This window comes from Avibacterium sp. 21-594 (assembly GCF_026226815.1).
Taxonomy (GTDB): Bacteria; Pseudomonadota; Gammaproteobacteria; order Enterobacterales; family Pasteurellaceae; genus Avibacterium; species Avibacterium avium.
Genome location: NZ_JAKKOC010000001.1, coordinates 21,427 through 48,031, shown reverse-complemented (window position 1 = coordinate 48,031; position 26,605 = coordinate 21,427). Strand labels below are relative to the sequence as shown.

26 protein-coding genes and 1 pseudogene are annotated in these 26,605 nt (G+C 40.9%); 17 read left to right on the top strand and 10 right to left on the bottom strand.

The annotated features are described in order from the left end of the window. Both L5B76_RS00250 and L5B76_RS00245 read right to left on the bottom strand, forming a co-directional pair. Positions 1-687: a CidB/LrgB family autolysis modulator gene (locus tag L5B76_RS00250; protein WP_265753797.1), complete on the bottom strand. Its 687-nt coding sequence runs from the start codon at positions 685-687 to the stop codon at positions 1-3. Further along, positions 684-1,094, bottom strand: a complete 411-nt coding sequence (locus L5B76_RS00245) for a CidA/LrgA family protein (RefSeq protein ID WP_194750666.1) — start codon at positions 1,092-1,094, stop codon at positions 684-686. Before L5B76_RS00245 ends, L5B76_RS00250 begins: the two co-directional genes overlap by 4 nt. Positions 1,095-1,219: 125 nt before the next feature. Here L5B76_RS00245 and L5B76_RS00240 point away from each other — a divergent pair, with 125 nt between their 5' ends. The 5 genes from L5B76_RS00240 to L5B76_RS00220 are packed head-to-tail and all read left to right on the top strand — an operon-like array spanning position 1,220 to position 4,289. After that, entirely contained in the window at positions 1,220-1,765 is a 546-nt protein-coding gene (locus L5B76_RS00240; protein WP_265753796.1) for a thermonuclease family protein, read from the top strand. Next, positions 1,755-2,954: an aminotransferase class V-fold PLP-dependent enzyme gene (locus tag L5B76_RS00235; RefSeq protein WP_265753795.1), complete on the top strand. Its 1,200-nt coding sequence runs from the start codon at positions 1,755-1,757 to the stop codon at positions 2,952-2,954. The genes L5B76_RS00240 and L5B76_RS00235 overlap by 11 nt, the downstream gene beginning before the upstream one ends. Positions 2,955-2,958: 4 nt before the next feature. After that, entirely contained in the window at positions 2,959-3,348 is a 390-nt protein-coding gene (locus L5B76_RS00230; RefSeq protein ID WP_265753794.1) for a SufE family protein, read from the top strand. Positions 3,349-3,406: 58 nt separating this feature from the next. Then, entirely contained in the window at positions 3,407-4,015 is a 609-nt protein-coding gene (locus L5B76_RS00225) for a hypothetical protein (protein ID WP_265753793.1), read from the top strand. 46 nt (positions 4,016-4,061) lie between these two features. Continuing rightward, on the top strand, positions 4,062-4,289 hold the full coding sequence (locus tag L5B76_RS00220) for a hypothetical protein (RefSeq protein ID WP_115249533.1): 228 nt from the start codon (positions 4,062-4,064) through the stop codon (positions 4,287-4,289). 168 nt (positions 4,290-4,457) lie between these two features. On the opposite strand, the pseudogene L5B76_RS00215 reads toward L5B76_RS00220, so the two are convergent. Then, a pseudogene (locus L5B76_RS00215) lies at positions 4,458-4,667 on the bottom strand (YqiA/YcfP family alpha/beta fold hydrolase); the annotation flags it as partial. Continuing rightward, entirely contained in the window at positions 4,668-5,585 is a 918-nt protein-coding gene (locus tag L5B76_RS00210) for an ATP-grasp domain-containing protein (protein ID WP_265753792.1), read from the bottom strand. It lies immediately after the preceding pseudogene. A 195-nt stretch (positions 5,586-5,780) separates the two neighbouring features. Between L5B76_RS00210 and L5B76_RS00205 the strand changes: the two genes are divergently transcribed. Continuing rightward, positions 5,781-6,044 (top strand): GrxA family glutaredoxin, encoded by a 264-nt coding sequence (locus L5B76_RS00205; protein WP_103852784.1) that lies wholly within the window; start codon positions 5,781-5,783, stop codon positions 6,042-6,044. 124 nt (positions 6,045-6,168) lie between these two features. Further along, entirely contained in the window at positions 6,169-7,482 is a 1,314-nt protein-coding gene (gene argA / locus L5B76_RS00200; RefSeq protein WP_265753791.1) for an amino-acid N-acetyltransferase, read from the top strand. Between the two features lie 56 nt (positions 7,483-7,538). Here the strand turns inward: argA and L5B76_RS00195 are convergent, their stop codons facing one another. Further along, positions 7,539-8,987, bottom strand: coding sequence for an NAD-dependent succinate-semialdehyde dehydrogenase (locus tag L5B76_RS00195; protein WP_265753790.1), 1,449 nt, complete (start codon positions 8,985-8,987; stop codon positions 7,539-7,541). Positions 8,988-9,368: 381 nt separating this feature from the next. On the opposite strand from L5B76_RS00195, the gene dksA reads away from it, so the two are divergent. The 4 genes from dksA to treR all read left to right on the top strand — a co-directional run bounded on the left by dksA (position 9,369) and on the right by treR (position 12,899). After that, positions 9,369-9,806 (top strand): RNA polymerase-binding protein DksA, encoded by a 438-nt coding sequence (gene dksA, locus L5B76_RS00190; RefSeq protein ID WP_115249521.1) that lies wholly within the window; start codon positions 9,369-9,371, stop codon positions 9,804-9,806. Positions 9,807-10,120: 314 nt separating this feature from the next. Then, positions 10,121-11,425, top strand: coding sequence for a polynucleotide adenylyltransferase PcnB (gene pcnB / locus L5B76_RS00185; protein ID WP_442780784.1), 1,305 nt, complete (start codon positions 10,121-10,123; stop codon positions 11,423-11,425). Further along, positions 11,425-11,922, top strand: coding sequence for a 2-amino-4-hydroxy-6-hydroxymethyldihydropteridine diphosphokinase (folK, locus tag L5B76_RS00180; RefSeq protein WP_265753788.1), 498 nt, complete (start codon positions 11,425-11,427; stop codon positions 11,920-11,922). Before pcnB ends, folK begins: the two co-directional genes overlap by 1 nt. Before the next feature lie 32 nt (positions 11,923-11,954). Next, positions 11,955-12,899 carry a trehalose operon repressor TreR gene (gene treR, locus L5B76_RS00175; RefSeq protein WP_265753787.1) on the top strand — a complete coding sequence of 315 codons (945 nt, stop codon included), beginning with the start codon at positions 11,955-11,957 and terminating at the stop codon, positions 12,897-12,899. Between the two features lie 197 nt (positions 12,900-13,096). On the opposite strand, the gene L5B76_RS00170 is transcribed toward treR, so the two are convergent. Next, on the bottom strand, positions 13,097-13,747 hold the full coding sequence (locus L5B76_RS00170; RefSeq protein WP_265753786.1) for a Fic family protein: 651 nt from the start codon (positions 13,745-13,747) through the stop codon (positions 13,097-13,099). Beyond that, positions 13,748-13,933, bottom strand: a complete 186-nt coding sequence (locus L5B76_RS00165; RefSeq protein ID WP_265753785.1) for an antitoxin VbhA family protein — start codon at positions 13,931-13,933, stop codon at positions 13,748-13,750. A gap of 395 nt (positions 13,934-14,328) precedes the next feature. On the opposite strand from L5B76_RS00165, the gene treB reads away from it, so the two are divergent. Further along, positions 14,329-15,747, top strand: a complete 1,419-nt coding sequence (gene treB, locus L5B76_RS00160) for a PTS trehalose transporter subunit IIBC (RefSeq protein WP_265753784.1) — start codon at positions 14,329-14,331, stop codon at positions 15,745-15,747. Positions 15,748-15,757: 10 nt separating this feature from the next. Further along, complete coding sequence (gene treC, locus L5B76_RS00155) at positions 15,758-17,449, top strand: alpha,alpha-phosphotrehalase (RefSeq protein WP_265753783.1); 1,692 nt, start codon at positions 15,758-15,760, stop codon at positions 17,447-17,449. 62 nt (positions 17,450-17,511) lie between these two features. Here the strand turns inward: treC and metX are convergent, their stop codons facing one another. Continuing rightward, complete coding sequence (gene metX, locus L5B76_RS00150) at positions 17,512-18,603, bottom strand: homoserine O-acetyltransferase MetX (protein WP_265753782.1); 1,092 nt, start codon at positions 18,601-18,603, stop codon at positions 17,512-17,514. A gap of 185 nt (positions 18,604-18,788) precedes the next feature. Between metX and L5B76_RS00145 the strand changes: the two genes are divergently transcribed. Beyond that, on the top strand, positions 18,789-19,484 hold the full coding sequence (locus tag L5B76_RS00145) for a SanA/YdcF family protein (RefSeq protein ID WP_416086133.1): 696 nt from the start codon (positions 18,789-18,791) through the stop codon (positions 19,482-19,484). Here the strand turns inward: L5B76_RS00145 and cra are convergent. Both cra and L5B76_RS00135 read right to left on the bottom strand, forming a co-directional pair. Beyond that, positions 19,481-20,473, bottom strand: a complete 993-nt coding sequence (cra, locus tag L5B76_RS00140) for a catabolite repressor/activator (protein WP_265753780.1) — start codon at positions 20,471-20,473, stop codon at positions 19,481-19,483. The genes L5B76_RS00145 and cra overlap by 4 nt on opposite strands. A gap of 239 nt (positions 20,474-20,712) precedes the next feature. Further along, positions 20,713-22,497 (bottom strand): ABC transporter ATP-binding protein/permease, encoded by a 1,785-nt coding sequence (locus tag L5B76_RS00135; RefSeq protein WP_265753779.1) that lies wholly within the window; start codon positions 22,495-22,497, stop codon positions 20,713-20,715. Positions 22,498-22,698: 201 nt separating this feature from the next. Between L5B76_RS00135 and L5B76_RS00130 the strand changes: the two genes are divergently transcribed. The 3 genes from L5B76_RS00130 to L5B76_RS00120 all read left to right on the top strand — a co-directional run bounded on the left by L5B76_RS00130 (position 22,699) and on the right by L5B76_RS00120 (position 26,584). After that, positions 22,699-24,357: a putative transporter gene (locus tag L5B76_RS00130; protein WP_115249509.1), complete on the top strand. Its 1,659-nt coding sequence runs from the start codon at positions 22,699-22,701 to the stop codon at positions 24,355-24,357. 218 nt (positions 24,358-24,575) lie between these two features. Then, the gene (locus L5B76_RS00125) at positions 24,576-25,955 is read left to right on the top strand and encodes an outer membrane protein transport protein (RefSeq protein ID WP_265753778.1); all 1,380 of its coding nucleotides are present in this window, start codon (positions 24,576-24,578) and stop codon (positions 25,953-25,955) included. 89 nt (positions 25,956-26,044) lie between these two features. Beyond that, positions 26,045-26,584 (top strand): methylated-DNA--[protein]-cysteine S-methyltransferase, encoded by a 540-nt coding sequence (locus L5B76_RS00120; protein ID WP_265753777.1) that lies wholly within the window; start codon positions 26,045-26,047, stop codon positions 26,582-26,584. Positions 26,585-26,605: the final 21 nt, after the last annotated feature.

The window sequence follows — 26,605 nt, the reverse complement described above, 5'->3', positions numbered from 1 at the left end:
CTATGTTATCCATAACGAAACAATTTTAAACATCAGTGGCGCAAAAATAGAACTCATAATGCCACATAAAACCAGTGAAATAGACGCATAACTGCCTGCTTTAGGGTTCACTTCCATACAACTTACCATCCCCAAAACGTGCGAAACCGCCCCAACAGACAAACCGATAGATTGCAGATATTTCACCTTACATAATTTCAGCACAAAATAGCCAAACATTGAACCTTGCAAACCAGCCACTAGCACCACCACTGCTGTTACCGGAGGGATTCCGCCAATAGTATTGGTGATTTCCATTGCAATTGGCGTGGTAACAGATTTCGCCAAGGTTGTCGCGATGAGGTTTAAATCGCCCCCTAGCCACCAAGCCAACAACGCACCGCTAAACATTGATAAAACCGAAGCAAGTGCGGTAATAAATAAAATAATTTTCCAATCTTGTTTAATTTGGCCTAACTGTTCGTATAACGGCAAGGCGAGCGCCACCACGCTTAAACCTAATAAATTATTCAGTGGCGCATTGCCAGCCATATAATCTACATAAGGAATTTTAAATAGCACCAACAGGCCGACCAACATTGCAATGGTTAATACAAAACTATTAAATACAATAGATCTCAAGCGCTTACCAATTTGCACCGCCAAGGCAAAAACCAGTATGGTCAGTAAAGAATAAGCATTAATCATTGCTTGCTTCTCCCACGTTGTTTTAATACCCGCTGACGCAATTTACGAAAAGATCGCTGTGCAAACAAATAATCCGATAACCACGCAATCAAAATTAGGGTTAAAAACGTGGCGATAATATTGGGAATTAACAGCACCTTTGCTTGCTTAATCAGTAATTCCGAATATTCCATAATGCCAACGCTAATCGGCACAAATAACACTGCCATATAACGATTAATCAGCCTTGTGCCTTGCAAGATCCAATGAACTTTTATGATCTGCAAACTCAAACATAAAAATAACAGCACCAGCCCCCAAATACTGGCTGGAATGCCCAAAGGCAATAAATAGACAATCAACTCGCCTAACAACAGCATTAGATACAAAATAGCCACACTGCGTAAGAAGTAAAACAGCTTTAACATTTGCTCCCCAACAATAGGTACATCGTCAATTTTGTTGATTTTACTCTTATTTTATTCGTTTTGTTATGACTTTTGCTACAATAAGGCAAAATTCTTATGGCTTCAGGAAAAGATTCTTAGTAAAAATGAAAATAATCAATTATTCCCTTTTAGCTGCTATTTTACTGAGTGGCACGTTCACTAATGCAAATGCCGCAACGCAGCGTAGCTTAATTTGCCGTGTGGTTGGTATTTCTGATGGTGATACCTTTCGCTGTTTGCTTGAAAATAACAAACAAATCAAAGTCCGTTTAGACAGCATTGATGCGCCAGAAAAGAAACAACCCTTTGGTAATAAATCGCGCCAAACCTTAGCCAACCTGATTCATAAGCAAGCGGTTCAGCTGCAAATTGTAGGCTATGATCGCTATCAACGTACGCTTGCCACGGTGTATAACCTACAAGGGCAAAATATCAATCTTGCAATGGTAAAACTAGGAATGGTGTGGGTGTATGAGCGTTATGCGCGCGATCAAAGCTATTTTCACGCACAGCAACAGGCACGCGCACAACGTGTCGGTTTATGGCAAGATCCGCAACCGATTTACCCCGAACAATGGCGAAAAATGCAACGCGAACAGCGTAAACAAAAACGCCAACAAAAAGAAAAAGGATCATTCTATGGCTTTTAACCCCGCTGAATTTCGGAAAAATTTCCCTTATTTTCAACAACCTAACGCTGCCGTTTATTTAGACAGCGCCGCCACTAGCTTAAAACCACAAGCCTTGATTGATGCCACCGTTGCTTTCTATCAATCCGCAGGATCGGTACATCGTAGCCAATATGACGAACAGCAAACCACAAGCTATGAACAAGCGCGCACAAGAGTAAAAAAGCTGATCAACGCAGAAAGCGAACAAAGTATTATTTGGACATCAGGCTCCACGCACGCCATTAATTTAGTGGCGAACGGCCTGCTACCACAGCTTACACCACAAGATGAAATCATCATCAGCGAAGCAGAACACCACGCCAATTTTGTCAGCTGGCAGCAGCTAAGCCAAAAAACTGGGGCGAAATTGATCGTTCTGCCATTGCAGACTAACGGCGTTATTGATGATCGTGCATTAAAAAGTGCGGTGCAAAAAAACTGCAAAATTGTTGCCTTGACGATGATGTCCAATGTAACGGGTGTGGTGCAGCCGTTGGCTGATTTAATCCCGATTATTCGCCGCCAAAGTAACGCATTCATCTTAGCCGATGCGGCACAAGCGATTAATCATCTTTCCCTTGATTTACAACAACTTGACGTAGATTTTCTCACCTTTTCTGCACACAAAATCTATGGCCCAACAGGGCTTGGTGTTTTGGCTGGAAAATTGACCGCACTTAATCAACTTCAGCCCTTATTATTTGGTGGCAAAATGGTGCAGAAAGTCAGCGCACAGCAAACAGAATTTGCCGAATTACCTTATAAGCTTGAAGCTGGCACGCCGAATATTGCTGGTGTAATCGGTTTTAATGCGGTGTTAGAATGGCTGGAAAAATGGGACAACAATGCCGCACATCAGTATGTCACGCAATTAAGCGAAAAAATCATCACACGCTTGCAACAATATCCTGCTTGCCAGCTTTTTACTTATGGCGATCACAGCCCAATTATTAGCTTTTTATTTAAGCATATTGATCTTTCTGATCTCGCTACCCTTTTGGCAGAACAAAACATCGCATTGCGCGCTGGCGAACATTGCGCTCAACCTTATTTGGCAAGGCTCGGACAACGTGGTACATTACGCCTTTCCCTTGCCCCTTACAATAATGAGCAAGATATTGAACACTTTTTTAACGCGTTGAATAACGCCTTAGCCTTGTTAGATTAACGCAATGAGAACAGAAATTAAAAACGCCAAAAATTGGGAAGATCGCTACCGTTTCATCATTCAAAGCGGAAAAAATCTCTCTCGCCCTGATGAACAAACGCTCACCCAAATGCAGCCTATTTCAGGTTGCGAAGCCAAAGTTTGGTTTAAATTTGAAGAAAAAAACGACCGCACTTTTATGTTTAACGCCTTTAGTGAAGCGCGCATTATTAACGGCTTGCTTTGGCTAATTTTGCAAGAAATTAACGGCAAAACCGCAGAACAATTACAATCTTTTGACTTGACCGCTTATTTTGATGAGCTAGGCATTGCTCAACGATTAAGCAATACTCGCTTAAATGGCTTAAAACAAATTGAGCAAATTGTGCGAAATTTGGCAACTTGTACAAATTAAATCTGTCGAAAATAAAAAACTTGCTATAATCGCCACAAGCAATTTATCAGGAAGAAGAATGAAAAAAAAACTTGTCGCATTTTTAATTTCTGCCTTATTTTCCACCGCACTTTGGGCGGATTGGGAAATGGTGGGCAATGCGGATTACAACTGGGGGCCATTTCAAATTTACACCCTAAGCCTCTATTCAGAAACGGGAAATTATCAAGAAAATCAACGTCCTTTAATGCTCTCATTCAACTTTGACAAACCCGTGGAAGGCAAAAGTTTCGCCATTAGTTTAATCAAAGAAATGAAATCCCTTAAGGTGGAAGGCGATACAGATAATTGGTTAGATGAACTACAAAAAATCTTTCCCGATTTCTCGCCTAAAGATGTGTTAAGCTACATTGCCTTGCCAAACAAAGGCTATTTTATTTTAAATGACACGGTACTAGACAAGGAATTTGGCGATGATTTTAACCGTGCGTTTATCAGCAGTGCCTTATCGCCAAAAGGCAGTTACAGCAAAATCTTGCCACAGCTATTAGGTAAAGAAAAAAGCCCGCATAGTGATAATGAAAAGCTCTTGCCAACCCCCGATGTGGAAAAGCTTAATGAAGATGAAATCAACCCTCAACTTCCGCCACAATTTGAGCTTGACCTACAAAAACAGGAAGAGGTTTAGACAATAAATAACAATCGACACGAGAAGAGAGAAGAGAAAATAGCCAATGTTTAACATATTCAAAAAACCTTATGAGAAAGGAACATTAGAAGCATGGGCAAAAACGTGCGATGATATCGCAAAGGTTGCTATTTTAGCTGTACCTGTGATACTGTATAACAACGATCCATTATTACAAAAAGGCATTAACCTCGTTGCTCTCGTTATTAGTGCCTACAGCACTATATGGGGTGCAAGAATTTGTCGCAAACTCGCAGAAAACAAGGAGGACTAAATGGGATTAACCATCGGACTAATTATTCTTGCCGTTGCAAGTCTAGCCTTTGCAATTAAAATGAATAACCAACTTAATACAAAATAACCAAAAAGCTCGCAATTGCGAGCTTTTTTATTATATTCATCCCAAATATAGCTATGGCGGATAATTTCAATCCGCCCTATTTTATGCCGCTTTAAAGGCTTTAATTTGTTGTAAATGTTGCGAAATTTTTTTGAATTTATGACCTTCGTTTTCGTCCCAAATCACCTCATAAAAAGGAGAAAGGGTTTCCGCGCTACGCTGAGCATCTAGCACTTCATCTTGAGTAGAAAGAAAAACTAAGCAATTTCCCTTATTTTTTAAACGGAAATTTTCAACACATTTGGTGATAATTTATTCGTTATGTTTCGATCTGGCTTGGCTTTTTCGCTCCAAATACAAGATCATTTGCAACGCAATATCCAAACCGCTGGTTTTTTCGATCATTTCTAAGCCAGGACTAGCATTGACTTCTAACACCAGCAAGCCTTGATGCGAACGAATTAGATCCACCCCCGCCACATCTAAGCCTAAGGCTTGCGTGGCGGTAAGGGCAATTTGTTTTTCCTGCTCACTGAGCCACACTTGCTCGCCCGTTCCTCCACGGTGAATATTGGCGCGAAACTCGCCTGCTTGCCCTTTGCGTTCCATTGTGGCGATCACTTTTCCGCCCACCACAAAACAGCGCACATCGCCCCCTTGCGCTTCGCTAATAAACTGCTGCATTAACACAGGCACGCCAGAATGATTTAAGGTTTCCACAATGCTACTGGCGCTACTTTGGCTTTCCGCCAAGATCACGCCAATACCTTGCGATCCACTCAAGGTTTTTAAAATGGTTGGCGAGCCAATCAATTCAAGGCTTTCTTTCGCCCGCGTTTCACTGCCAGCCAGTAAAGAAGGAGGAACGGCAATGCCATGCTGAACTAAAATCTGCAAGCTCCACCATTTATCACGCGCTTTAAGAAAAGGCTCAACGTCATTTAAACAAGCCACCCCTTTTGCCTGAAAATGTTGCAATACGGCACAACCCATTTGTGTACTCGCCGAGCCAAAGCGCGGCAATACAGCATCATAATCGGGCAATAAATAAGGCTCAGCTTCGCGATTTGGCTGATAATATAAATCAAAGTGCGGTGCATTTTCGCTGAGTTTTAGCACAAAACGATTGGGATCGAGAATATCCATTTGATGTCCGCAACTTTCCGCGGCTTCTTTTAAACGCTGGCAACTATAAAGGCGCGGCTCACGGCATAACATTAATAATTTCATTTTTTCCTACTTCGGCTACAAGGCTCTCAAACAGTTATTTTGATATATTACACCAATTACAACAATGCTAAAAAACTCCTTTATTCTTTTTGCCATAATCAGTACAATTTGCACAATTTTTTATCTTGCTAAGCATTTTGTCTATTTGCATTTTTATCTAGCCAATGTGCTTGGCCCTAACAGAAGGAAATGATTATGTTCGTTGTTATTTTTGGTCGCCCTGGTTGCCCTTATTGCGTGCGTGCAAAAGAGCTTGCTGACAAATTAAAAGAAACTTTAAGCGATTTTGACTACCGCTATGTGGATATTATCGCAGAAGGCATCAGCAAAGCAGATTTATCTGCTTCAGTAGGCAAACCTGTTGAAACTGTGCCACAAATTTTCATTGATGAAAAACCAGTAGGCGGCTACACCGACTTCGCTGCGTTAATGAAAGAACAGTTCAACGTAGTAAACTAATCTCCATAAACACAAAGTGCGGTGAAATTTCACCGCATTTTTTATCTCTGCAAAATTTTCCTTGCATATTTTTTAAAATGAATATAAATTCACTTTAAATGAATAATTATAAGAAAAGGAAGTTATGCGCAGCACCGAACTCGTACAGTGGTTTAGACAATCCACCCCCTATGTCAATATGCACAGAGGCAAAACCTTTGTGATTATGCTTGATGGCGATACCATTGCCAGCCCAAATTTTATCAATATTATCAATGACATTAGCCTACTCCACAGCCTTGGCATTAAATTAGCCATTGTGTTTGGCGCAAGATTGCAAATTAATCAGCTCCTTGAACAGCAAGGCATTATGCCAACTTATCATAAAAATATTCGCATTACCGATCCTCACAGCCTTGATGTGGTGAAACAAGCGGTGGGCAAATTAAATTATGATATTGCTGCGCGCCTTTCTTTGCGTCTGCCTCATTCTGCGGTAATCAATGTGGTGAGCAGCAATTTTATTTTGGCGCAACCCATTGGCGTCGATGACGGCGTAGATTATCAGCTCAGTGGCAAAATTCGCCGTATTGATAGCGAGAAAATTCAGCAACAATTAGATCAAGGCTCTATAGTGCTACTCGGCCCCATCGCCCCCTCTGTAACGGGAGAAACCTTTAATTTACCTTTTGAAGAAGTGGCAACGCAGGTGGCAATCAAACTTAAGGCAGAAAAACTCATTGCCTTTTCTGATACGCAAGGGATTTTAAATGATCAGCAAGAAACCATTGCCGATTTACTACCGCAAGATGCGGAGCAATATTTAAGCCGCTTTATTTCGCAAGATAAATATCACAGCTCACAAGCTCGTTTCTTGCAGGCGGCCATTGAAGTATGCCGTGCAGGTGTGAAGCGCTCGCACTTGTTAAGTTATGAAGAAGACGGCTCATTGCTGCAAGAACTCTTCACCCGAGATGGCGTGGGAACACAGCTTTCAATGGAAAGTTCAGAAAGCATTCGTCTTGCAAATGTGGCTGATATTCCTGCCTTGTTGGAACTCATTTATCCATTGGAACAGCAAGGGATTTTGGTCAAACGTTCTCGCGAGCAGCTAGAAATGGAAATTTCCAACTACACCATTATTGATCGTGATGGCGTGGTCATTGCTTGTGCAGCGCTCAATATTTATCCGCAAGAAAAAATGGCAGAAATGGCGTGTGTTGCCGTTCACCCAGATTATCGCAACTCTTCCCGTGGCGATATTTTATTGGAAGCCATTCAAAAACGCGCCAAAGAACAGCACATTGAACGGTTATTTGTACTCACCACACGCACGGTACATTGGTTCCAAGAACGTGGATTTTATTTAGCTCAGGTGGAAGATCTGCCCGTAGAAAAAAGAGAAAAATATAATTACCAGCGCCGATCTAAAATTTTGATTAAAGATCTAACGGCATAATTAAAATAAAAAGGGGCAACACAGCCCCTTATTTTTTTATTTTATCTTTAGCCTATTTATTTTATGCCTAAACAAAGATATTTTAGCTCTAAAAATTCATCAATGCCGTAGTGTGAGCCTTCTCGACCAATGCCAGATTCTTTCACACCGCCAAATGGGGCAAATTCGTTGGTCACCAAGCCTTCGTTAATGCCTACAATGCCATATTCTAAGGCTTCTGCCACGCGCCAAATGCGGTTAATATTTTGCGTGAAGAAATAAGCCGCCAAGCCAAATTCCGTGTCATTTGCCATTGCGATGGCTTGTTCTTCCGTTTCAAATTTAAAAATCGGTGCTAAAGGCGCAAAGGTTTCTTCTTTGGCAACTAGCATTGTCTGATTAACATCTGTTAAAACGGTAGGTTGGAAAAATGTTCCGCCAAGATCAGCAGGTTTACCACCAAGCACCAGTTTAGCACCTTTTTGTAGGGCGTCATCAATGTGACGTTGTACTTTCTCTACAGCACTTTGGCGGATTAAAGGCCCCATTGTTACATTTGGTTGATTGGCTTCGCCCAGTTTAATTTGTTGTACTTTTTCACAGAATTTTTGCACAAAGGCTTCATAAATTCCTGCTTGTACATAAATACGATTGGTGCAAATACAGGTCTGCCCTGCGTTACGGAATTTAGAGGCAAATACACCTTCCACCGCACTGTCTAAATCTGCATCATCAAACACCAAAGCAGGCGCATTGCCCCCTAGTTCTAAGGATAATTTCTTCACCGTACTCGCCGATTGTGCCATTAATAATTTGCCCACTTTGGTTGAGCCAGTAAAGGTCAATTTGCGAATAATTGGACTTTCTGTCAGCACTTTGCCCACGTCCACCGCTTGTGTGGTAGGAATCACATTCAACAAGCCTTTTGGTAATCCTGCTTGGCTTGCCAATTCTGCCAAGGCTAAGGCGGATAATGGCGTTTCTGGCGCAGGTTTTAACACAACAGCACAGCCTGCAGCTAAGGCTGGTGCGGCTTTTCGCGTAATCATCGCATTCGGGAAATTCCAAGGCGTAATGGCGGCCACCACACCAACAGGCTGTTTCATCGCCATTAAACGATGATTGCTTTTATCTGAAGGCAGCATATCCCCTTGAATTCGCTTCGCTTCTTCTGCAAACCATTGAATAAAACTCGCCCCATAAAGCACTTCGCCACGGCTTTCAGTAATGGGCTTACCTTGTTCTAAGCTAATAATTTGCGCAAGCTCTTCTTGATGTTGTAACACCAGTTCATACCAACGGGTTAAAATATTGGCTCGCTCTTTCGGTAACACCTGTTTCCATTTTTTCTGCGCTTGTTCCGCCGCAAAAATGGCTTGCTCCGTTTCTGCCACGCCTAAATCTGCCACTTGGCAAATTTCTTGTTGCGTTGCCGGATTCAACACTGCAAAAGTTTTCCCATCTGCATTTTCTACATATTCACCATTAATATAACCTTTTGTTTTTATTAATGAAAAATTTTGCATTTTTGCCCCCTCTTTTTATTTAAAAAATGATTCTTAAAAGATACTCGCCTAACTCAAAGGTTGTCTAGCATTTTTTATAGTTTTACGCATCATACGCCATTTTGCAGGCGCGCATTTTGTTAGCTGGATCGCAAAATTGAGATTTATTGTGTAAAAATTTTTTATCTTGCGTAAATTTATTTGCTAATTTCTCAAACTTCTGATATTTATACCGCTCTTTAAAAAGCGCCTAATTTTGAAATGGAATTAGGCTTGCCTCGAAAAGTCTTAACTTAACGCAAAAGTGCGGTCAAAAATATAGCTGAATTTTGCTATTCCTATGGTGATAATAAGGTCAGTTATACTAAGTTAAAATGGATGAATTACTATTAGGAGATACCAATGACTCAATCCTCTTTAAGTTTATTAGCTTTAGCTGGAGTGGAACCTTATCAACCAAAAGAAGGTGAAGAATATATGAATGATGAGCAAATTCTTCACTTTAGAAAAATTCTTGAAGCGTGGCGTGCGCAAATTCAAGAAGAAACCTCTCGCACCGTGGCATATATGCAAGATGAAGCGTCAAACTTCCCTGATCCTGCCGACCGTGCGACACAGGAAGAAGAATTTAGCTTAGAGTTACGCAACCGTGATCGTGAACGTAAGTTAATGAAAAAAATCGAGCATACACTGAAAAAAATCGATACAGGTGATTTCGGCTATTGCGATTCTTGCGGTATTGAAATTGGTATTCGCCGCTTAGAAGCACGTCCAACAGCTGATCTTTGCATTGATTGCAAAACCTTATCTGAAATTCGTGAAAAACAAATGGTAGGCTAATTAGCTTGCTGTTAAAATACAGGCTTAAATTAAAAAGTGCGGTGATTTTTGACCGCACTTTTCATTAATTTTATTTACGCTTTTCAAGCAAGGGGTTCGCTATTTTAACCTTAATTAAAAATCTGTTTAAGAAAAAAGCAGATAATGCAACACAAGAAACCAACACCAAAAAGGTTTCGCCTAAACGAGCAAATAAAAAAAATACCAAATCCAGCCGTAGCAAGGCTAGACCCGCTGCGCATTTCGTAGAATATGTCGAGCCGAAAGAAAATAAAGCGCAAGGCAAATCTTCTCATCGCTATCAAAAACACCTTATTCAAGCTTCACAATATGGCATTCAACCAAGAATGATCAGCAAAAATGCCTTAACTGTGGTGCAAAAATTACAACGTAACGGTTACGAAGCCTATGTGGTGGGCGGCTGTTTGCGTGATTTGTTACTTGATAAAAAACCGAAAGATTTTGATGTTGCCACCAATGCCCGTCCTGAACAAATTCAAGCAATTTTTCAACGTCAGTGCCGTTTGATCGGCCGCCGTTTCCGCTTGGCACACGTGATGTTTGGACGTGATATTATTGAAGTGGCCACGTTCCGCGCCAACCATTCTGAACACAATAATGAACGCCAATCTAAGCAAAGTGATGAAGGAATGTTGCTGCGTGATAATGTGTACGGCACGCTAGAACAAGATGCAGAACGCCGTGATTTCAGCGTTAATGCCCTTTATTACAACCCACAAGACAACACTTTGCGTGATTTCTACCACGGCATTGAAGACATCAAAGCAGGTAAATTGCGTTTAATTGGCGATCCTGTTATTCGTTATCAAGAAGATCCCGTGCGTATGCTGCGCGCCATTCGTTTTATGGCAAAATTGGATATGTTTTTGGAAAAGCCAACGGAAGCGCCAATCAAGCAAATGGCGCATCTATTACGCAATATTCCGCCTGCTCGCTTATATGATGAAGCACAAAAATTATTGCAAACAGGCAATGGCGTGAAAACCTATCATTTATTGCGTCAATATGGCTTGTTTGATCAGCTTTTCCCAACGCTAATGCCTTATTTCACGGAAAAACAAGATAGCTTTGCCGAGCGAATGATTTTAACTGCGCTCACTTCAACAGATGAACGCATCGCGGACAAACTGCGCATTAATCCAGCCTTTTTGTTTGCCTGCTTCTTCTGGTATCCATTAAGAGAAAAAGTGGAAGTGCTGAAAAATGAAGGCGGCCTAAATAATCACGATGCTTACGCCTTAGCCAGCAATGAAATTCTCGATCAGCTTGCCACAAGCCTTGCCGCACCACGCCGCCATACGGGGGTAATTCGTGATATTTGGTTCTTGCAATTACAGCTGCTAAAACGCAATGGCAACGCACCAATGCGTGTAATGGCACACCCGAAATTCCGCGCTGCCTTTGATTTGCTAGCAATGCGCGCACAAGTGGAAGGCGGCGAATCCATTGAGTTAGCGACTTGGTGGCACGAATATCAATTTAGTAATGAAGAACAGCGCAACGCCTTGGTGAAAGCTCATCAAAAACTTCACCCAACGCCAAAGAAAAAACGTTATCGCCCAAGAAAACGCAAAACGCAGAAAGAGCCAACCGCATAATGAAACAGGTTTATATCGCTTTAGGCAGCAATTTGGCCACCCCAGTGCAACAGCTAGAAAACGCGCTGCAAGCGTTACAACAACTGCCCCATTCGCAACTGGCGGCAGTTAGCCATTTTTATCAAAGCAAGCCACTCGGGCCACAGGATCAACCTGATTATGTGAATGCGGTCGCTTGCTTAACCACGGCATTAGCGCCATTGGATTTGCTCGATCAATTACAACGCATTGAGCAAGAACAAGGGCGTGTGCGGCTGCGCCGTTGGGGCGAACGCACCTTAGATTTGGATATTCTGCTTTACGGCGATGAAATTATTCAGTCTGAACGCTTAACCGTTCCCCATTATGATATGCAACATCGCGAATTTGTGATCGTACCGTTGTATGATATTGCGCCTAACTTAACCTTGCCAGATGGCAAAAACGTGGCGGATTTAGTACAACAGTTTCATCATCACGAAATGAAAATTTTGCAAAAAAGCACCGCACTTAAATAGTTAGGATATTACCCCATTCACAGGATTGAATAATGGCAAAAAAACTCACGATTAAAGATATTGCTGCCTTGGCTGGCGTGGGGAAATCCACGGTTTCCCGCGTATTAAATCAAGACAGCAAGGTGAGTGCCGAAACGCGCGAGAAAATTCAAGCCATTATTCAAGCCCATAACTTTACCCCTTCTCAATCTGCACGGGCAATGCGTGGGCAAGGCAACCCAATGATTGGCATTATCGTTACGCGCTTAAGTTCCAATGCGGAAAACCAAGCCCTTTCTGCAATGCTGCCCCTACTCTACGCAGCAAATTGCGAGCCAATTATTGTGGAAAGCCAAATGGAAATGCACCGCTTGCAGGAACATCTCAAGTTCTTCCAACAGCGCCGTGTTGATGGCGTCATTTTATTTGCCTTTTCAGATTTAGAAGAACAAAATTTGCAAGGTTGGGAAAAAAAATTAGTGGTCATCGCACGCCATTATCCGCAATTTTCTTGCGTCTATTATGATGAACAACGCGCCGTAACCCTGCTGCTAGAAAAACTGCTGCAACAAGGTCATCAAAAAATCGCTTATCTGGGTGTGCAAGAAAGCGATATGACCACAGGTTATTTGCGTCATCAAGCCTATCTTCGCTTTTGCCAAGATCATCAGCTTACGCCCAATGCTGTACTGGGTAAGCTGAGCTACGACAGTGCTTATCAATTAGCAAGTGCGGTGGATTTTTCGCAAATTTCCGCCATTGTCTGCGCCACCGACACCTTGGCAATCGGCGTGGTAAAATGGCTGCAAGAACATCAAATCACTCATATCAGCGTTGCCGGCATCGGCAACAACCCACTATTGCGATTCCTTTTCCCACAAACCCTAAGCGTGGATCTCGGCTTCACCACCGCCGGCAAACAAGCGGTTAAACAGCTATTTTGTTTGTTAAAAAAAGGGGAAATTAAGGCGAGTTGTATTGATTGTGGGGTGGTTTAGGTTTTTTAAATGTGTTTGAAGTTTTTCTATTTTCTAAAATATCCCATTAGTCAAAAATTCCTGCTATAGGGTGTTATTTTTCTTTAGTAATTCGTCGGCTTTTACACTATTTACTAGCACATCATAAAATTCTTACTTAGTCTTTCAGATTGTTCTTTATTAAACGAGAAATAAACCCAATAATTTTTCTATTGCCCTCATATTAATGGGCTCAAAGAGTCATTGATAATATCTTCTAATGGCTTATATTTGGGGTGCTTTAAAATAGCCTCAATTTCATCATCAATGAAAAACTTTTGATTTTGATCTGATACTTTTGATAAGGATATTGTATTAACTTCAAAATCTCTAGCTAAATAAATTTCTTGCTGATTATGTTTACTCCAATCTAACTTAAATCCAACTTCTTCAGATAATGTACGAGTAAACTCTCTAAGTGTTCGACTATTTCCATCAGGAAATGGGTGAAAGTAGTCAAGTTTTTTATATATATCAGCTAATTCTTTAGCAAAATCACTTTGACTTAGCTCTTTCATACGCTCAATATTTATGGATCTTAAAACATTTTCAGCTTCTTTAATGCTCTTTTTATCCATTAAACTATAACAAACCGTAATCACCCCAAACTTAGGATAGTTACGGTTTTTATGCCACAGTTCATCACTATAAATCTTTACTTCAGATCTAAATTTACCAGCTACATTAGGGCTATCCTGAAAAATATAATCATTTATTTTCTTTAAATGTTCAAGATCGAAATTTCCTTTAATCGGATTTTCCCTTAACTCAGATAAACGAATAAATGATAACTTATTCTTTATTTCTTCTTCAGAATAGCTATTTTTCATTTAGACTCCAGCTCTAACAGCTGTAATATACTCTTCTGTAAATTCTTCTCTTGTGAGTAAACCTTGAATATACTTATCCGCAATAGCAAGTAATTCTTTTGATAAAATAATTCCTTCTAAACCAACACTGGCTTTTGCATATTCTACCGCTTCACGTCTTTTTGCTTTTTCAGTTTCAGAAATCATAATTCACCTCTACTCTTAAACATCATAATAAATATATCATTTATAATCACTAATACTATTTATAAATTCATTTAAGTCTAAATTGAGCTTATTTTTTATATAATGCAATAATCCCATTGCAATCTTAATCCCTTTGGAACAGGATAATGTCTTTCAACAGAGATAATTAAAAGCAAGGCATATTCTATCATTTTTTATCTACTTTTCCCAAGTATTCCCTACAAAAATCCCCAAATTTCCCACCGCACTTTTGCTTGATTTTCCTTTTATCTTATCACTGCCCTATTTTTGATCTAAATATGTGATTTAGATCACAGATTGGGAACGTTCCCACTGAGAGAAAAATAAAAAGGCGTAAGATACGCACGAACATTTTTTAGACGAAAGGAAAAATTATGGCAAAGAAAATTAATCCTCAATATATCACGCAATTAATCCAGTTAATTGGTGGGAAAGAGAATATTGCGACAGCAACGCATTGTATTACGCGTTTGCGTTTTGTGTTAAATCAACCTGAAATTGCCGATGTGAAAGGCATTGAAGCCTTGCCAATGGTGAAAGGTTGCTTTACCAATGCGGGGCAATTTCAGGTGGTGATTGGGCCTGAAGTGGATCTTTATTACCAAGAATTAGTAAAACAAACGCAAATTTCTGAAGCGAATAAAGAACAAGCGAAAGTGGCTGCACGCCAAAATATGAAATGGTATGAACAACTTATCTCGCATTTTGCTGAGATTTTCATTCCACTTCTCCCAGCCTTAATTAGTGGTGGTTTGATTTTAGGTTTCCGCAATGTGATTGGCGATATTCCGATGATCGATGGCAAAACCTTGGTGCAAACCCACCCGATGTGGGCGACAATCCATTCTTTCCTATGGTTAATTGGTGAGGCGATTTTCTTCTATTTACCTGTGGGAATTTGTTGGTCCACAGTGAAAAAAATGCGCGGTTCGCCAATTTTGGGGATCGTCCTTGGGGTAACGCTCGTTTCACCACAATTAATGAATTCTTATGATCTCGGCGCCAAAATTCCTGAAATGTGGGATTTCGGTTGGTTCCGCATTGATAAAGTGGGCTATCAAGCACAGGTGATTCCATCTATTTTGGCTGGTCTTGCTTTAGGTTGGATCGAAACTCGTTTACGCCGTATTGTGCCTGCCTCATTAAATTTAGTGATCGTGCCTGTCACCTCATTAATCATCGCGGTGTTCCTTGCTCATTCTATTATCGGGCCGATTGGTCGTGAAATTGGTAATGGTGTGGCTTATGTGGTGCGTGCAGGATTAACCGGTAGCTTCGCTCCGATTGGCGCGACATTATTTGGCTTCCTTTATGCTCCATTGGTGATCACAGGCGTTCATCAAACCACCCTTGCGATTGATATGCAAATGATCCAAAACATTGGCGGTACGCCTGTTTGGCCGATGATCGCCCTTTCTAACATCGCGCAAGCTTCTGCTGTGTTAGCTATTGTGATTGTGAGCAAAAAAGCCAATGAGCGTGAAATTTCCGTACCTGCCACCATTTCCGCTTATCTTGGTGTAACCGAGCCTGCGATGTATGGGATCAACTTGAAATACCGCTTCCCGATGCTTTGTGCAATGATTGGTTCTGCCTTCTCAGGCTTAATCTGCGGCTTAAATGGCATGTTGGCAAACAGTATCGGCGTGGGTGGTTTACCGGGTATTCTTTCCATTCAATTACCATTCTGGGGCGTATTTGCTTTAGCAATGGTAGTGGCCGTGGCTGTGCCATTGATTTTAACAATGATCGTATATAAACGCCGTGCGGCAAATGACACACTTCCAGAATAAGGGTGAAAAAATGACAGAAAAAAACACCGCACTTTCGCCTACGCAATCTCGTCCGCAATGGTGGAAAAATGGGGTAATTTATCAGATTTATCCGAAAAGTTTCCAAGACACCACTGGCGACGGCATTGGCGATTTGCAAGGCATAATTCAGCGTTTAGATTATCTGCAAAAACTGGGCGTAGATGCTATTTGGATCACGCCAATTTATGTATCGCCACAGGTGGATAATGGTTATGATGTAGCCGATTATTGCGCTATTGATCCTACTTACGGCACAATGCAAGATTTTGAACAGCTGGTTGAGCAAGCGCATCAACGCAATATCCGTATTATTATGGATATGGTGTTTAACCACACCTCAACGGAGCATCAATGGTTCAAAGCGGCGCAGGATCCGCAAAGCCCTTATCATCAATTTTATATTTGGCGTGGTGATGATGCCAAGACGCCACCGAATAATTGGCGTTCTAAATTTGGCGGCAATGCGTGGAAATGGAATGATCGCGTTGGCAAACATTATTTACACCTTTTCGCCACGGAACAGGCGGATCTGAATTGGGAAAATCCACAAGTGCGGTCAGAATTACAAAAAATTTGTCATTTCTGGGCGGACAAAGGCGTGGACGGCCTACGTTTAGACGTGATCAATCTGGTTTCCAAAAACCAAGATTTTCCTAATGATAATCAAGGTGATGGCCGCCGTTTCTATACTGATGGTCCACGCATTCACGAATTTATGCAAGAATTAAGCCGTGAAGTGTTCCAACCGCGTAACCTGATGACTGTGGGCGAAATGTCCTCCACAAGCCTTGAACATTGTCAGCAATATGCCAACAACCAAGGCTCAGAATTATCAATGACCTTTAATTTCCATCATCTAAAAGTGGATTATCCAAATGGCGAAAAATGGACACACGCCAAGCCAGATTTTGTGGAATTAAAGCAAATTTTTAATTATTGGCAGCAAGGAATGCACGACAAAGCGTGGAATGCGCTCTTTTGGTGCAACCACGATCAGCCGCGCATTGTTTCCCGTTTTGGTGATGAGGGCAAATGGCATCAACAGTCCGCTAAAATGCTCGCAATGGTGCTGCACGGAATGGAAGGCACACCTTATATTTATCAAGGCGAAGAAATCGGAATGACCAATCCAAATTTCACCGAAATCAGTCAATATCGTGATGTAGAAAGCCTAAATATGTTCGCCGAACTGCGTGAACAGGGAATGGACGAAGATCTATTAATGAAAATTTTGGCACAAAAATCGCGCGATAACAGCCGTACACCAATGCAATGGAACAATGACAGCTACTGTGGTTTTAGCCAAGTTGAGCCTTGGATTGGCGTTGGGCGTGCAGAGATTAACGTGGAACACGCGCTGGCAGATGAACAATCGGTATTTTATACTTATCAACGTCTCATCGCCTTACGTAAGCAATATCCGATTTTCATTGAGGGAAACTATCAAGATCTCAACCCAACTTCACCTGATGTATGGACTTATCTGCGTGAAAGTGCGGAGGAAAAATTGTTAGTTTTAGCCAATTTAACCGGTAAACCACAACAAATTGAACTGCCTGCGAATTTGGCAAATCAGCAATGGACATTGCTCGAAAACAGCCATATTCAAGCCAGTCAGCCACAAGTGGCAAACCAGCTCACCCTTGAGACATTCCAAGGGTTGTATTTCTATCAAAAATAAACCGTTGTAGAAAAATTTATTGAGAAAACACCGCTCTTTTTTGCATAAAGTGCGGTGTTTTTTTAGCGATTTTTCTGATGATTTTCTAAACCAAGCCTAATCGGATTTTCAAAGGCATCATAAGCCACCAAAAAGGCATCGTGGCCGTAATCGGAAGGAAATTCGTGATAGCTCAAATCAACGCCAGCTTGTTCAAGCATAGTTTTACTTTTTCTCACGTCCACGGCTTTGAAAAGCTGATCATTAGTCACGCCAATTAAAGTATAACGCGCTTTAATACGCGACAATGCCTGCTCTGCACTTTCATAACCTAACGCAGGATCGTACAAATCCAATGCGCGCAACAAATGCAAATAGCTGTTGGCATCAAAACGATCGAGAAATTTTTGACCTTGATAACTAAGATAGGATTCCACTTGGAAATAATCCCCCCAATACTGCCCTTCCACTTTCGTGGCGCGTCCAAAAGCTTTGGCCAGCTGAATGTCGGTGCGATAAGTGAGCATTCCTAACATTCGCGCAATTGCTAGCCCTTGCGAGGGCGGTTCACCCCCATAATAATCACCATTATTAAAATTAGGATCAGTGATAATGGCTTGGCGCATAACGTGATTAAACCCAATGGCTTCCGCACTAAAATAAAGAGAAGAGCAAAGATTGACGATATTATCCATAAAATCAGGATAATCAATCGCCCATTGAGTGGCTTGCATTCCGCCGAACGAACCGCCAACAATGCCTTTTAAATGGGGAATTTCAAGATAATCGATCAGTGCTTTTTGCACCTTGACAATATCCTGCACTAGGATATGCGGAAACTGGCTGCCATAAGGCTTTTGTGTCTGTGGATTGATTGACGCAGGCCCTGTTGTGCCTTTGCAGCCACCTAGCACGTTAGAGCAAATGAAAAAATATTTTGACGTATCCAACGCCAAGCCCTCTCCCATAAAATTTTGCCACCAACCTGCTTGATTAGGGTCATCATTATAGGGTTCAGCATCGCCAGTTAAAGCGTGGCAAATCAGCACTGCATTGCTTTTATCCGCATTCAACTTTCCATAGGTTTGGTAGGCAACATCAATATGTCCAAGCTCCCCACCTAAGGTGAGGTTGAGCGGTGTTTGTGTAAAGAGTGTTGCTGTTTGTACTGCCATTGCCTATCCATTACTTCATTGATGCGATCTTGCCAAGGTAGGATACATAAACTACCCTTAGCCCTATACATTGTCAAGAAATTTTAGACGTCTAAACTTCTAGACGTATTTTAGAATAAATTTACTTGAATTTACTAGTGTTTTTTATTATTTTGATGAGTAAGAAATAAAAAAATACGAATTTTATGCTGAAATCCTTTTTCCGTTACCTTTTTTCTTTTCGGTGGCTGAGCTATCTACCACGCAAATTTTTGCAATACAGTCTGTTTTGTCTTTTTTTGTGTGTTTTCGTTTTGGTGCTGATCGATCAGGCAATCGGCTTTTACGTTCGCCAAGGTATTTATACGGACATCAATAAACTACCCTATCGCCCTTATGGATTGGTGCTAGGCACATCAAAATATTTCGCTAAAAACACGCCAAATCTGTTTTATTCTTACCGTTTGAATGCAGCAAGTGAACTGTTTAAAGAACGCAAAGTAGATTATTTACTGCTTAGCGGAGATAACCGCACAGTGGAATATAACGAACCGCGCACAATGTTCAAAGATTTGAAAAAAATGGGTGTGCCAGAAGAGTATATGTATCGCGACTATGCAGGATTTCGCACCCTAGATTCTGTGATCCGCGCCGATCAAGTGTTTAAAGCCCATTCCATCACCATTATTACACAGCGTTTTCATTGTGAACGGGCTTTATTCATTGCCAAATATCATAATATTGATGCAATCTGCTTTGCGGCGGAATACCCGAGTGGTTATACCTTTGTACGTTTCCGCGAGTTTTTCGCAAGAGTACAGGCGGTGCTCGATCTTTTAATCGAAAAAGAACCGCACTTTTTAGGCAAACCAGAACCGCTACCGCCGCCTTTGGCTGATTAGCAATGATAAACTAAATCGCGCAATACCTTAGTTGGTTCTGGTAAGCTTTCTGATTCAGATTTATGGTTAAGCCGTTCTAACACTAAATTAAGCAATTTATCGGCAATTTTCTTATGATCTTGCACCGCACATAGGGTTTTATTGCCCAACAATTCTAACATTTCGTGATCCCCAAAAGTGGCAATCACTAATTGCTGTGGAATCCCCTTGTTCTGTCTTAATAGCACTTGGAATATACCCTGTAACAACGTCAAGGAAGTAACAAATAAAGCATCTGGCAACGAATTTGTTACAAGCCATTGTTCAAAGGTTTGCGCTGCAGAATCGCGGTGGAATTGTCCACTATAAAGAAATTCTACCGAATTTTCTGACCGCTCTTTTAATGCCTCACGAAAGCCTAATTCACGCTCTTTACTGGTTGGCAATTCAGGTAACGCGCCCAAAAAGAGTACGTTGTTAAAAGATTGCTGTTTAAACAAATCCTGCGCCAAACGATAAGCATCATTTCTATCATCAGATAGCACATTGATCACATTATCCCCGCTGATCTTACGGTCAAAACCAAAAACTGGCACTTCACTTTGCTGATAAAATAAATTATCCGCAGGCAATGAAGTAGAAACAATCAGCGCATCAATTTTGCGTTGGAAAAGATGCTTGGCACAAGCCATCTCATTATTTGGATTATCATTAGAACAGGCAATCAACAGCTGATAACCTTTTTCACGAAACTTTTGTTCAAGCTGATGAGCAATTCTCGCATAGCTCATATTTTCAAAATCAGGAATAATCAACCCAATGGTATTGGTTTTTCCCGCTCTCAACCCAGCCGCCATCGCATTCGGTTTAAAATCGTATTTTTTGATTAGCGACTGCACTTTTTCAATGGTTTTATCACTCACGCGATATTGTTTGGCCTTGCCATTAACAACATAGCTCACCGTTGTGCGAGAAACACCAGCTAATTTAGCTAATTCATCAAGTTTCATATCAACTCCTTTTAATATGTAAATCGCAAAAATTCTATCACTTTTATTCTATTTTGTTATGAAATAAAACTGAAATTTTTGATCAGCTTCACAAAATAAAATAGAAAAGACTAGGTTATGTTCATAAGCCTAGTCTTTCCTATTTTCCTGTGCAAAGCGTCACCTAAACTATTAAGGATTATCCTTAGTGGCTCGAAAAGTGCGGTACTATTTTGTCAAATTTTCACCTCATTTGTTTTTCATTTTAACAACACCCATTTTTTATTCGATAAGATTTTAAGTTGTAGTGGGTGGTGTATTTGTAAGGTAGAACGATGACCCACACTGATGATTGTGGTGTTCGGTAATGCGGTTCGGATTAGGCGATACATTGCGTCTTCTAGCCCTTCGTCCATACTTGCGGTGGCTTCATCAAGAAAAGCAATTTGTGGTTTATGCAATAATAAACGGGCAAAGGCAAGACGCTGTTGCTCACCAAGGGAAAGCACTCGTGTCCAGTCATTTTCTTGTTCTAGTCTATCACTAAGATGGCCAAGATTTACTTGTTGCATAATCTGTTCAATACTTGTGAAATCCACATTTTCATCGGCTAATGCTGGATAATAAAGCGCATCGATTAAGCGTCCTTGTGGAAGATAAGGCTTTTGAGATAGAAATAGGGCTTGTTCTGTTGGGTAGCTCACAGTTCCTTCTGCATAAGGCCAAAGCCCTGCCAAGCTGCGAAGTAAGGTTGTTTTTCCCACGCCAGAATCGCCTTGAATTAGTAAATAATCCCCTTGTTGTAAATTCAGCGTGAGATTTTCTAGTAACATTTCGCCATTTGGCGTTTGAATCGTTAAATTTTCAACCTGCAATGGGCTATTGGTTTGTTGTAATTGGATTTTTGTTGGTTGGCTTGCTTGTTCGATTGCTGTTTGAAAACCAGTTAGACGATCCAATACGGCACGGTAAGCGGCAAAATCATCATACGCATTACGATAAAAGGACAAGGCCGATTCCACTTTTCCGAAAGCTTGTGCGGTCTGCATTAAATCGCCTAATTTGATTTGTTGGTTAAAATAACGCACGGCTTGAATAAGCAATGGAAAAATCACGGAAACCTGAGAAACCACTAAATTAAAGCCTGATAACTTTAAAGTGCGGTAAATTAATTGCCAAATATTGCCAATAATGCGGTTGAATTGTTGCACCAGTAGATTCTGTTCCATTTTTTCACCGCGATAAAATGCAATGCTTTCAGCATATTCTTTCAAGCGGATCAGAGAATAACGATAATTTGCATTAAGTCTTTCATTGGCAAAATTGAGCTTAACCAATGGTCGCCCAATTCTAAAGGCAATCAAACTTGTGATCAGCACATAAGTAAACACTAGAAATACCATCATATGGGGAATTTCAATGCCTAAAATTGCCATTGGGCCAGAAAGATTCCATAAAATCAGGGTAAATGCTACTAAAGAAACGCTAGAAGAAATCACGCCTGTGGCAAAGCTCAGTGAGCGACTGATATAGGATTCAATATCTTGTTGAATACGCTGATCGGGGTTATCTAACTGCGTTATGCCATATTGAGTTTTGTAATAGGCTTGGTTTTTGATCCACTTGTCTAAATAATGTTGGTTCAACCAGGTTCGCCATTGAATGGTGAAACGTTGCGAGATGTAATAGGTTAAAAGTACGTTACAAACGTGAACTGTTGCGAGCAGTGAAAAAACGATCATTTGTTGCCAAAAAACCGTTACGTTCATTTCCTGCAAGCTGGTGTACATTGCGTTATACCATTCAGAAAAAAGAATATCCAAGCGCACTGAGATCAAATTAAAGAAAATGATCACCCAAAAGTAAGCAAACGGACGCCAATTTTTTTTCACTGAAAGATAAGGTTGAGCCAAGCGCCAAAATTGACTTGCCCAATCTGTTGTTTTTACTAATAGACTAAAAATAAGCGTAAAAACAATGCTGACAATAAGTAAACTTTGCAAGATCCATTGCAAAGAAGATAACAAGACTTCTGACCAATTCATTATTGTAATTCCGAGTAAAAGCGAATAAAAATTCTGCTTTGTTAGAGAGCTAAATTTTAACTTTGTTCAAAAAATGTAAGCAAAAATCACCGCACTTACAAGAAAAATGTGATGTAGATTAAACTTTTAAACTTTAATTTATGCTTTCTACCTAGAGATTGGTATAATTTTTACAGTTAAATTAAATTTTTTGAGGTTGTTATGAGTGAGATTGCAGTCACAATCAGTATTCTTGCGCTGGTTGCTGTTGTGGGACTATGGATCGGACATTTCAAAATCCGTGGCGTGGGTTTAGGCATTGGTGGTGTGCTATTTGGTGGTATTATTGTTGCCCACTTCACCAATCAATATGGCCTGCATTTAGACACCCATACCTTACATTTTATTCAAGAGTTTGGACTCATTTTGTTTGTTTACACCATTGGTATTCAGGTGGGGCCGGGGTTCTTTGCTTCATTACGCGAATCTGGCTTAAAACTCAATGGCTTAGCGATGCTTATTGTACTACTCGGTGCAGCGAGTGTAGTGGTGCTATATAAAGCGGCAGAAGTGCCACTTGATGTTATTTTGGGGATCTATTCTGGTGCGGTAACCAACACGCCGTCTTTGGGGGCAGGGCAACAAATTCTGTCTGAATTAGGAATGACGCAAACCACAGGTCATATGGGTATGGCTTATGCGGTTGCTTATCCTTTTGGGATCTGTGGAATTCTGCTCACAATGTGGCTAGTGCGGTTGTTTTTTAAGATAAAAATTGATGAAGAAGCACTTCGTTCACAAAAAGAAAGCGGGCAAGATAAAGAAAGCCTTCGCTCAATTAACGTACGCGTTACTAACCCTAACTTAAATGGTTTGCCGTTGGTAGAAATCCCTGGTTTTGAAAGTAAAGATGTGGTGTGTTCTCGTCTAAAACGTGGTGAGAATGTGAGTGTTCCTAACGCAGATACCGAAATTTTCCTTGATGATTTATTGCATCTGGTGGGGGAATCTCACACCTTACGCAAAATGCGTTTAGTGATTGGCGAAGAAGTTGATGTGCCGCGTTCCACGCTCACAGGGGATTTACGCTCCGAGCGCATTGTGGTTACCAATGAAAAAGTACTCGGTAAAAAAATTAAATCCCTTGGTATTCATCAAAAATATGGCGTGGTGATTTCTCGCCTAAACCGTGCAGGGGTAGATCTTGTGCCAAGTGCTGATACCACCTTACAATTTGGTGATGTACTACACATTGTCGGACGCTCTGATGTGATTGATAACGCCATTGCATTAATCGGCAATGCGCAACAAAAACTGCAACAAGTACAAATGCTTCCTGTCTTTATCGGAATTGGCTTAGGTGTGCTTGTAGGCTCCATTCCATTTTATATTCCAGGCTTCCCAGTAGCACTTAAACTTGGTTTAGCTGGCGGGCCATTAGTGGTCGCGCTGATTTTGGCCAGAATTGGTAGTATCGGAAAACTCTACTGGTTTATGCCACCAAGTGCCAACTTAGCCTTACGCGAGATTGGCATCGTTCTGTTCCTTGCCGTAGTCGGGTTAAAATCTGGCGGTAACTTTGTGGATACACTCGTTAATGGCTCTGGGCTTGAATGGATGGGCTATGGTATTTTAATAACCTTTATTCCATTAATGACAACCGCACTTATCGCACGGCTGTATCTCAAATTAAACTATCTCTCTTTATGCGGATTGCTCGCAGGCTCAATGACCGATCCACCTGCTTTAGCCTTTGCCAATGCGATTAAAGAAGACAGCGGTGTTGCGGCACTCTCTTATGCCACTGTATATCCACTCGTAATGTTCTTAAGGATTATTTCACCACAATTATTGGCCATTTTGTTATGGACATTTTTATAACTGAAAAGTGAAATTGAAATGGTAAAACGCCCTAAGGGGCGTTTTATTTTTTATCCTATAAAAATTTCTACAAAAACTCCGCACTTTCACTATATTTGCAGAAACTTAACTGGTCAGAGCTGTAAAGGCATAGGTCGAATTTGTTTGCGATAGTAGTAACCTTTCTTTACAATCCAAGGCGATTATTTAAAGACAACAGAACAACAAAAAGGTTCACTATGAATAAAAAAACGCTTTTTACTAAAACACTTCTTTCTTCTGCATTATTGGCTGTTGCAGGAGGTGCGCAAGCAGCTGCATTCCAATTAGCAGAAGTTTCAAGCTCAGGTCTTGGCCGTGCTTATGCTGGTGAAGCGGCTATTGCTGATAACGCCTCTGTGGTGGCTACCAACCCTGCTTTAATGACTTTATTTAAAACCAACCAATTTAGTGCAGGTGGGGTTTATGTCGATTCTAAAATTCGTGTTGATGGCACGGTAATCGCTACTACTGCGAGTGGTATGCCAGTTACTCGTCCACAATCAGCAGATAACAACAATGTTGTGCCAGGTTCTCTTGTTCCAAATATGTACTTTGTTGCACCAATCAATGATAAATTCGCTATGGGTGCTGGAATGAATGTAAACTTTGGTTTAAAAAGTGAATATGATCGTGATTATAGCGCTGGCGTTTTTGGTGGAACCACTGATTTAACTGCAGTAAATCTCAATTTAAGCGGTGCATACCGTATAACTCAAGGTTTAAGCCTTGGTTTAGGTGTTAATGCTGTTTATGCAAAAGCTAAAGTAGAACGTACAGCAGGTATCCTAGATGATGCATTAAATGCTGTTGCTGCAAGTCCTAGCGCTTATGCACAATTAGCTAGAACAATTGGTGCAGGCGTTGAAAAAGGAACAGTCCTAACTCATCTTGAAGATAAAAGTGCTTGGGGATTCGGTTGGAATGCTGGCTTAGTTTATGAGTTGAATGAAAGAAACCGTATCGGTATTGCTTACCACTCAAAAGTTGATGTGAAATTTAAAGATCGCTATGCCATTAGCTATCAACCTTATGGGGTTAGACCTTATGTTGGTTCAGGCTCATTAACACTGAATTTACCAGGTTATTGGGAAATCTCTGGTTTCCATCAATTAACAGATTCTTTTGCAGTACATTATAGCTACAAATATACAGAGTGGAGTCGTTTGAAAAATTTACACGCAACTTATGACAGCGTGCCAGCAGGCTCTCGCAATGGTAATGTAGCTTTCCATAAAGAAGAAAAATTCCGTGATAATACTCGTGTTGCGATCGGTGCAAGCTATATTGTAAATGATAAATTGACACTACGTGCAGGTCTTGCCTACGATGAAGCCGCAGCACCAACTGAACACGCAAGTACATCAATTCCAGATACTGATCGTACTTGGTATAGCTTAGGTGCGACCTACAAATTTACCCCAGATCTTTCTGTGGACTTCGGTTTTGCTCACCTACGCGGTAAGAAAGTTACTTTCACAGAAACACAAAGCCTTGGCGGTTTAGTTGAAGTAAAAACTAACTACAATTCAAAATCTAGCGCCAACCTTTACGGCCTAAACGTAAATTATAGCTTCTAATTAAAGAACTAGGCATTTACACGAATTTGATTATAATAAGCCTATCCTACTGGATAGGCTTTTTTATGTCGTGTTTTAGAGAATTCCCAATGTCCGAAATCTATTATTGCTATTACCAATCCCCCATTGGGCGGTTATTGATGATTAGCCAAGATAACAAATTGACTAATTTAGATTTAGAAGCTGAGCAAATTGCGCCAAATCCGAAATGGATTTTACAGGAAAATCACCCGCTCTTTGCGCAAGTTTCGATGGCATTAACCCGTTATTTTAATGGTGAAAAAGAAGATTTTGCAGGGATTCCGCTTAATCCACAAGGCACGCCTTTTCAGCAAAGCATTTGGCAGCAGCTTTGCCAAATTGCTTATGGTGAAACCACAAGTTATGGCGAGTTAGCCAATCGCATTAACAAGCCGAAAGCAGTGCGCGCTGTAGGTGGTGCGGTGGGAAGTAATCCAATTAGCATTATTATTCCTTGCCATCGCGTGTTAGGGAAAACTCGTCAGCTAACGGGATTTGGCGGCGGATTGCCTGCCAAACGCCATTTGTTACAGTTAGAAAATATTGCTTATGTAGATAAAGGCGTGGAATACGTCAAACAGAAATTATTGAAAAAGTATCAACGCTAACAAAAACTTGATAAAAAAGCA

What these genes read in the sequence shown, in the direction of transcription:
- L5B76_RS00235 (WP_265753795.1), top strand. Translation starts at nt 1,755, where the DNA reads ATGGCTTTTAACCCCGCTGAATTTCGGAAAAATTTCCCTTATTTTCAA.
- treC (WP_265753783.1), top strand. Translation starts at nt 15,758, where the DNA reads ATGACAGAAAAAAACACCGCACTTTCGCCTACGCAATCTCGTCCGCAA.
- L5B76_RS00230 (WP_265753794.1), top strand. Translation starts at nt 2,959, where the DNA reads ATGAGAACAGAAATTAAAAACGCCAAAAATTGGGAAGATCGCTACCGT.
- L5B76_RS00120 (WP_265753777.1), top strand. Translation starts at nt 26,045, where the DNA reads ATGTCCGAAATCTATTATTGCTATTACCAATCCCCCATTGGGCGGTTA.
- L5B76_RS00130 (WP_115249509.1), top strand. Translation starts at nt 22,699, where the DNA reads ATGAGTGAGATTGCAGTCACAATCAGTATTCTTGCGCTGGTTGCTGTT.
- L5B76_RS00210 (WP_265753792.1), bottom strand. Translation starts at nt 5,585, where the DNA reads ATGAAATTATTAATGTTATGCCGTGAGCCGCGCCTTTATAGTTGCCAG.
- cra (WP_265753780.1), bottom strand. Translation starts at nt 20,473, where the DNA reads ATGAAACTTGATGAATTAGCTAAATTAGCTGGTGTTTCTCGCACAACG.
- dksA (WP_115249521.1), top strand. Translation starts at nt 9,369, where the DNA reads ATGACTCAATCCTCTTTAAGTTTATTAGCTTTAGCTGGAGTGGAACCT.
- L5B76_RS00135 (WP_265753779.1), bottom strand. Translation starts at nt 22,497, where the DNA reads ATGAATTGGTCAGAAGTCTTGTTATCTTCTTTGCAATGGATCTTGCAA.
- L5B76_RS00220 (WP_115249533.1), top strand. Translation starts at nt 4,062, where the DNA reads ATGTTTAACATATTCAAAAAACCTTATGAGAAAGGAACATTAGAAGCA.
- L5B76_RS00240 (WP_265753796.1), top strand. Translation starts at nt 1,220, where the DNA reads ATGAAAATAATCAATTATTCCCTTTTAGCTGCTATTTTACTGAGTGGC.
- L5B76_RS00250 (WP_265753797.1), bottom strand. Translation starts at nt 687, where the DNA reads ATGATTAATGCTTATTCTTTACTGACCATACTGGTTTTTGCCTTGGCG.
- treR (WP_265753787.1), top strand. Translation starts at nt 11,955, where the DNA reads ATGGCAAAAAAACTCACGATTAAAGATATTGCTGCCTTGGCTGGCGTG.
- L5B76_RS00145 (WP_416086133.1), top strand. Translation starts at nt 18,789, where the DNA reads ATGCTGAAATCCTTTTTCCGTTACCTTTTTTCTTTTCGGTGGCTGAGC.
- argA (WP_265753791.1), top strand. Translation starts at nt 6,169, where the DNA reads ATGCGCAGCACCGAACTCGTACAGTGGTTTAGACAATCCACCCCCTAT.
- L5B76_RS00245 (WP_194750666.1), bottom strand. Translation starts at nt 1,094, where the DNA reads ATGTTAAAGCTGTTTTACTTCTTACGCAGTGTGGCTATTTTGTATCTA.
- L5B76_RS00170 (WP_265753786.1), bottom strand. Translation starts at nt 13,747, where the DNA reads ATGAAAAATAGCTATTCTGAAGAAGAAATAAAGAATAAGTTATCATTT.
- treB (WP_265753784.1), top strand. Translation starts at nt 14,329, where the DNA reads ATGGCAAAGAAAATTAATCCTCAATATATCACGCAATTAATCCAGTTA.
- folK (WP_265753788.1), top strand. Translation starts at nt 11,425, where the DNA reads ATGAAACAGGTTTATATCGCTTTAGGCAGCAATTTGGCCACCCCAGTG.
- L5B76_RS00125 (WP_265753778.1), top strand. Translation starts at nt 24,576, where the DNA reads ATGAATAAAAAAACGCTTTTTACTAAAACACTTCTTTCTTCTGCATTA.
- metX (WP_265753782.1), bottom strand. Translation starts at nt 18,603, where the DNA reads ATGGCAGTACAAACAGCAACACTCTTTACACAAACACCGCTCAACCTC.
- L5B76_RS00165 (WP_265753785.1), bottom strand. Translation starts at nt 13,933, where the DNA reads ATGATTTCTGAAACTGAAAAAGCAAAAAGACGTGAAGCGGTAGAATAT.
- L5B76_RS00205 (WP_103852784.1), top strand. Translation starts at nt 5,781, where the DNA reads ATGTTCGTTGTTATTTTTGGTCGCCCTGGTTGCCCTTATTGCGTGCGT.
- L5B76_RS00225 (WP_265753793.1), top strand. Translation starts at nt 3,407, where the DNA reads ATGAAAAAAAAACTTGTCGCATTTTTAATTTCTGCCTTATTTTCCACC.
- L5B76_RS00195 (WP_265753790.1), bottom strand. Translation starts at nt 8,987, where the DNA reads ATGCAAAATTTTTCATTAATAAAAACAAAAGGTTATATTAATGGTGAA.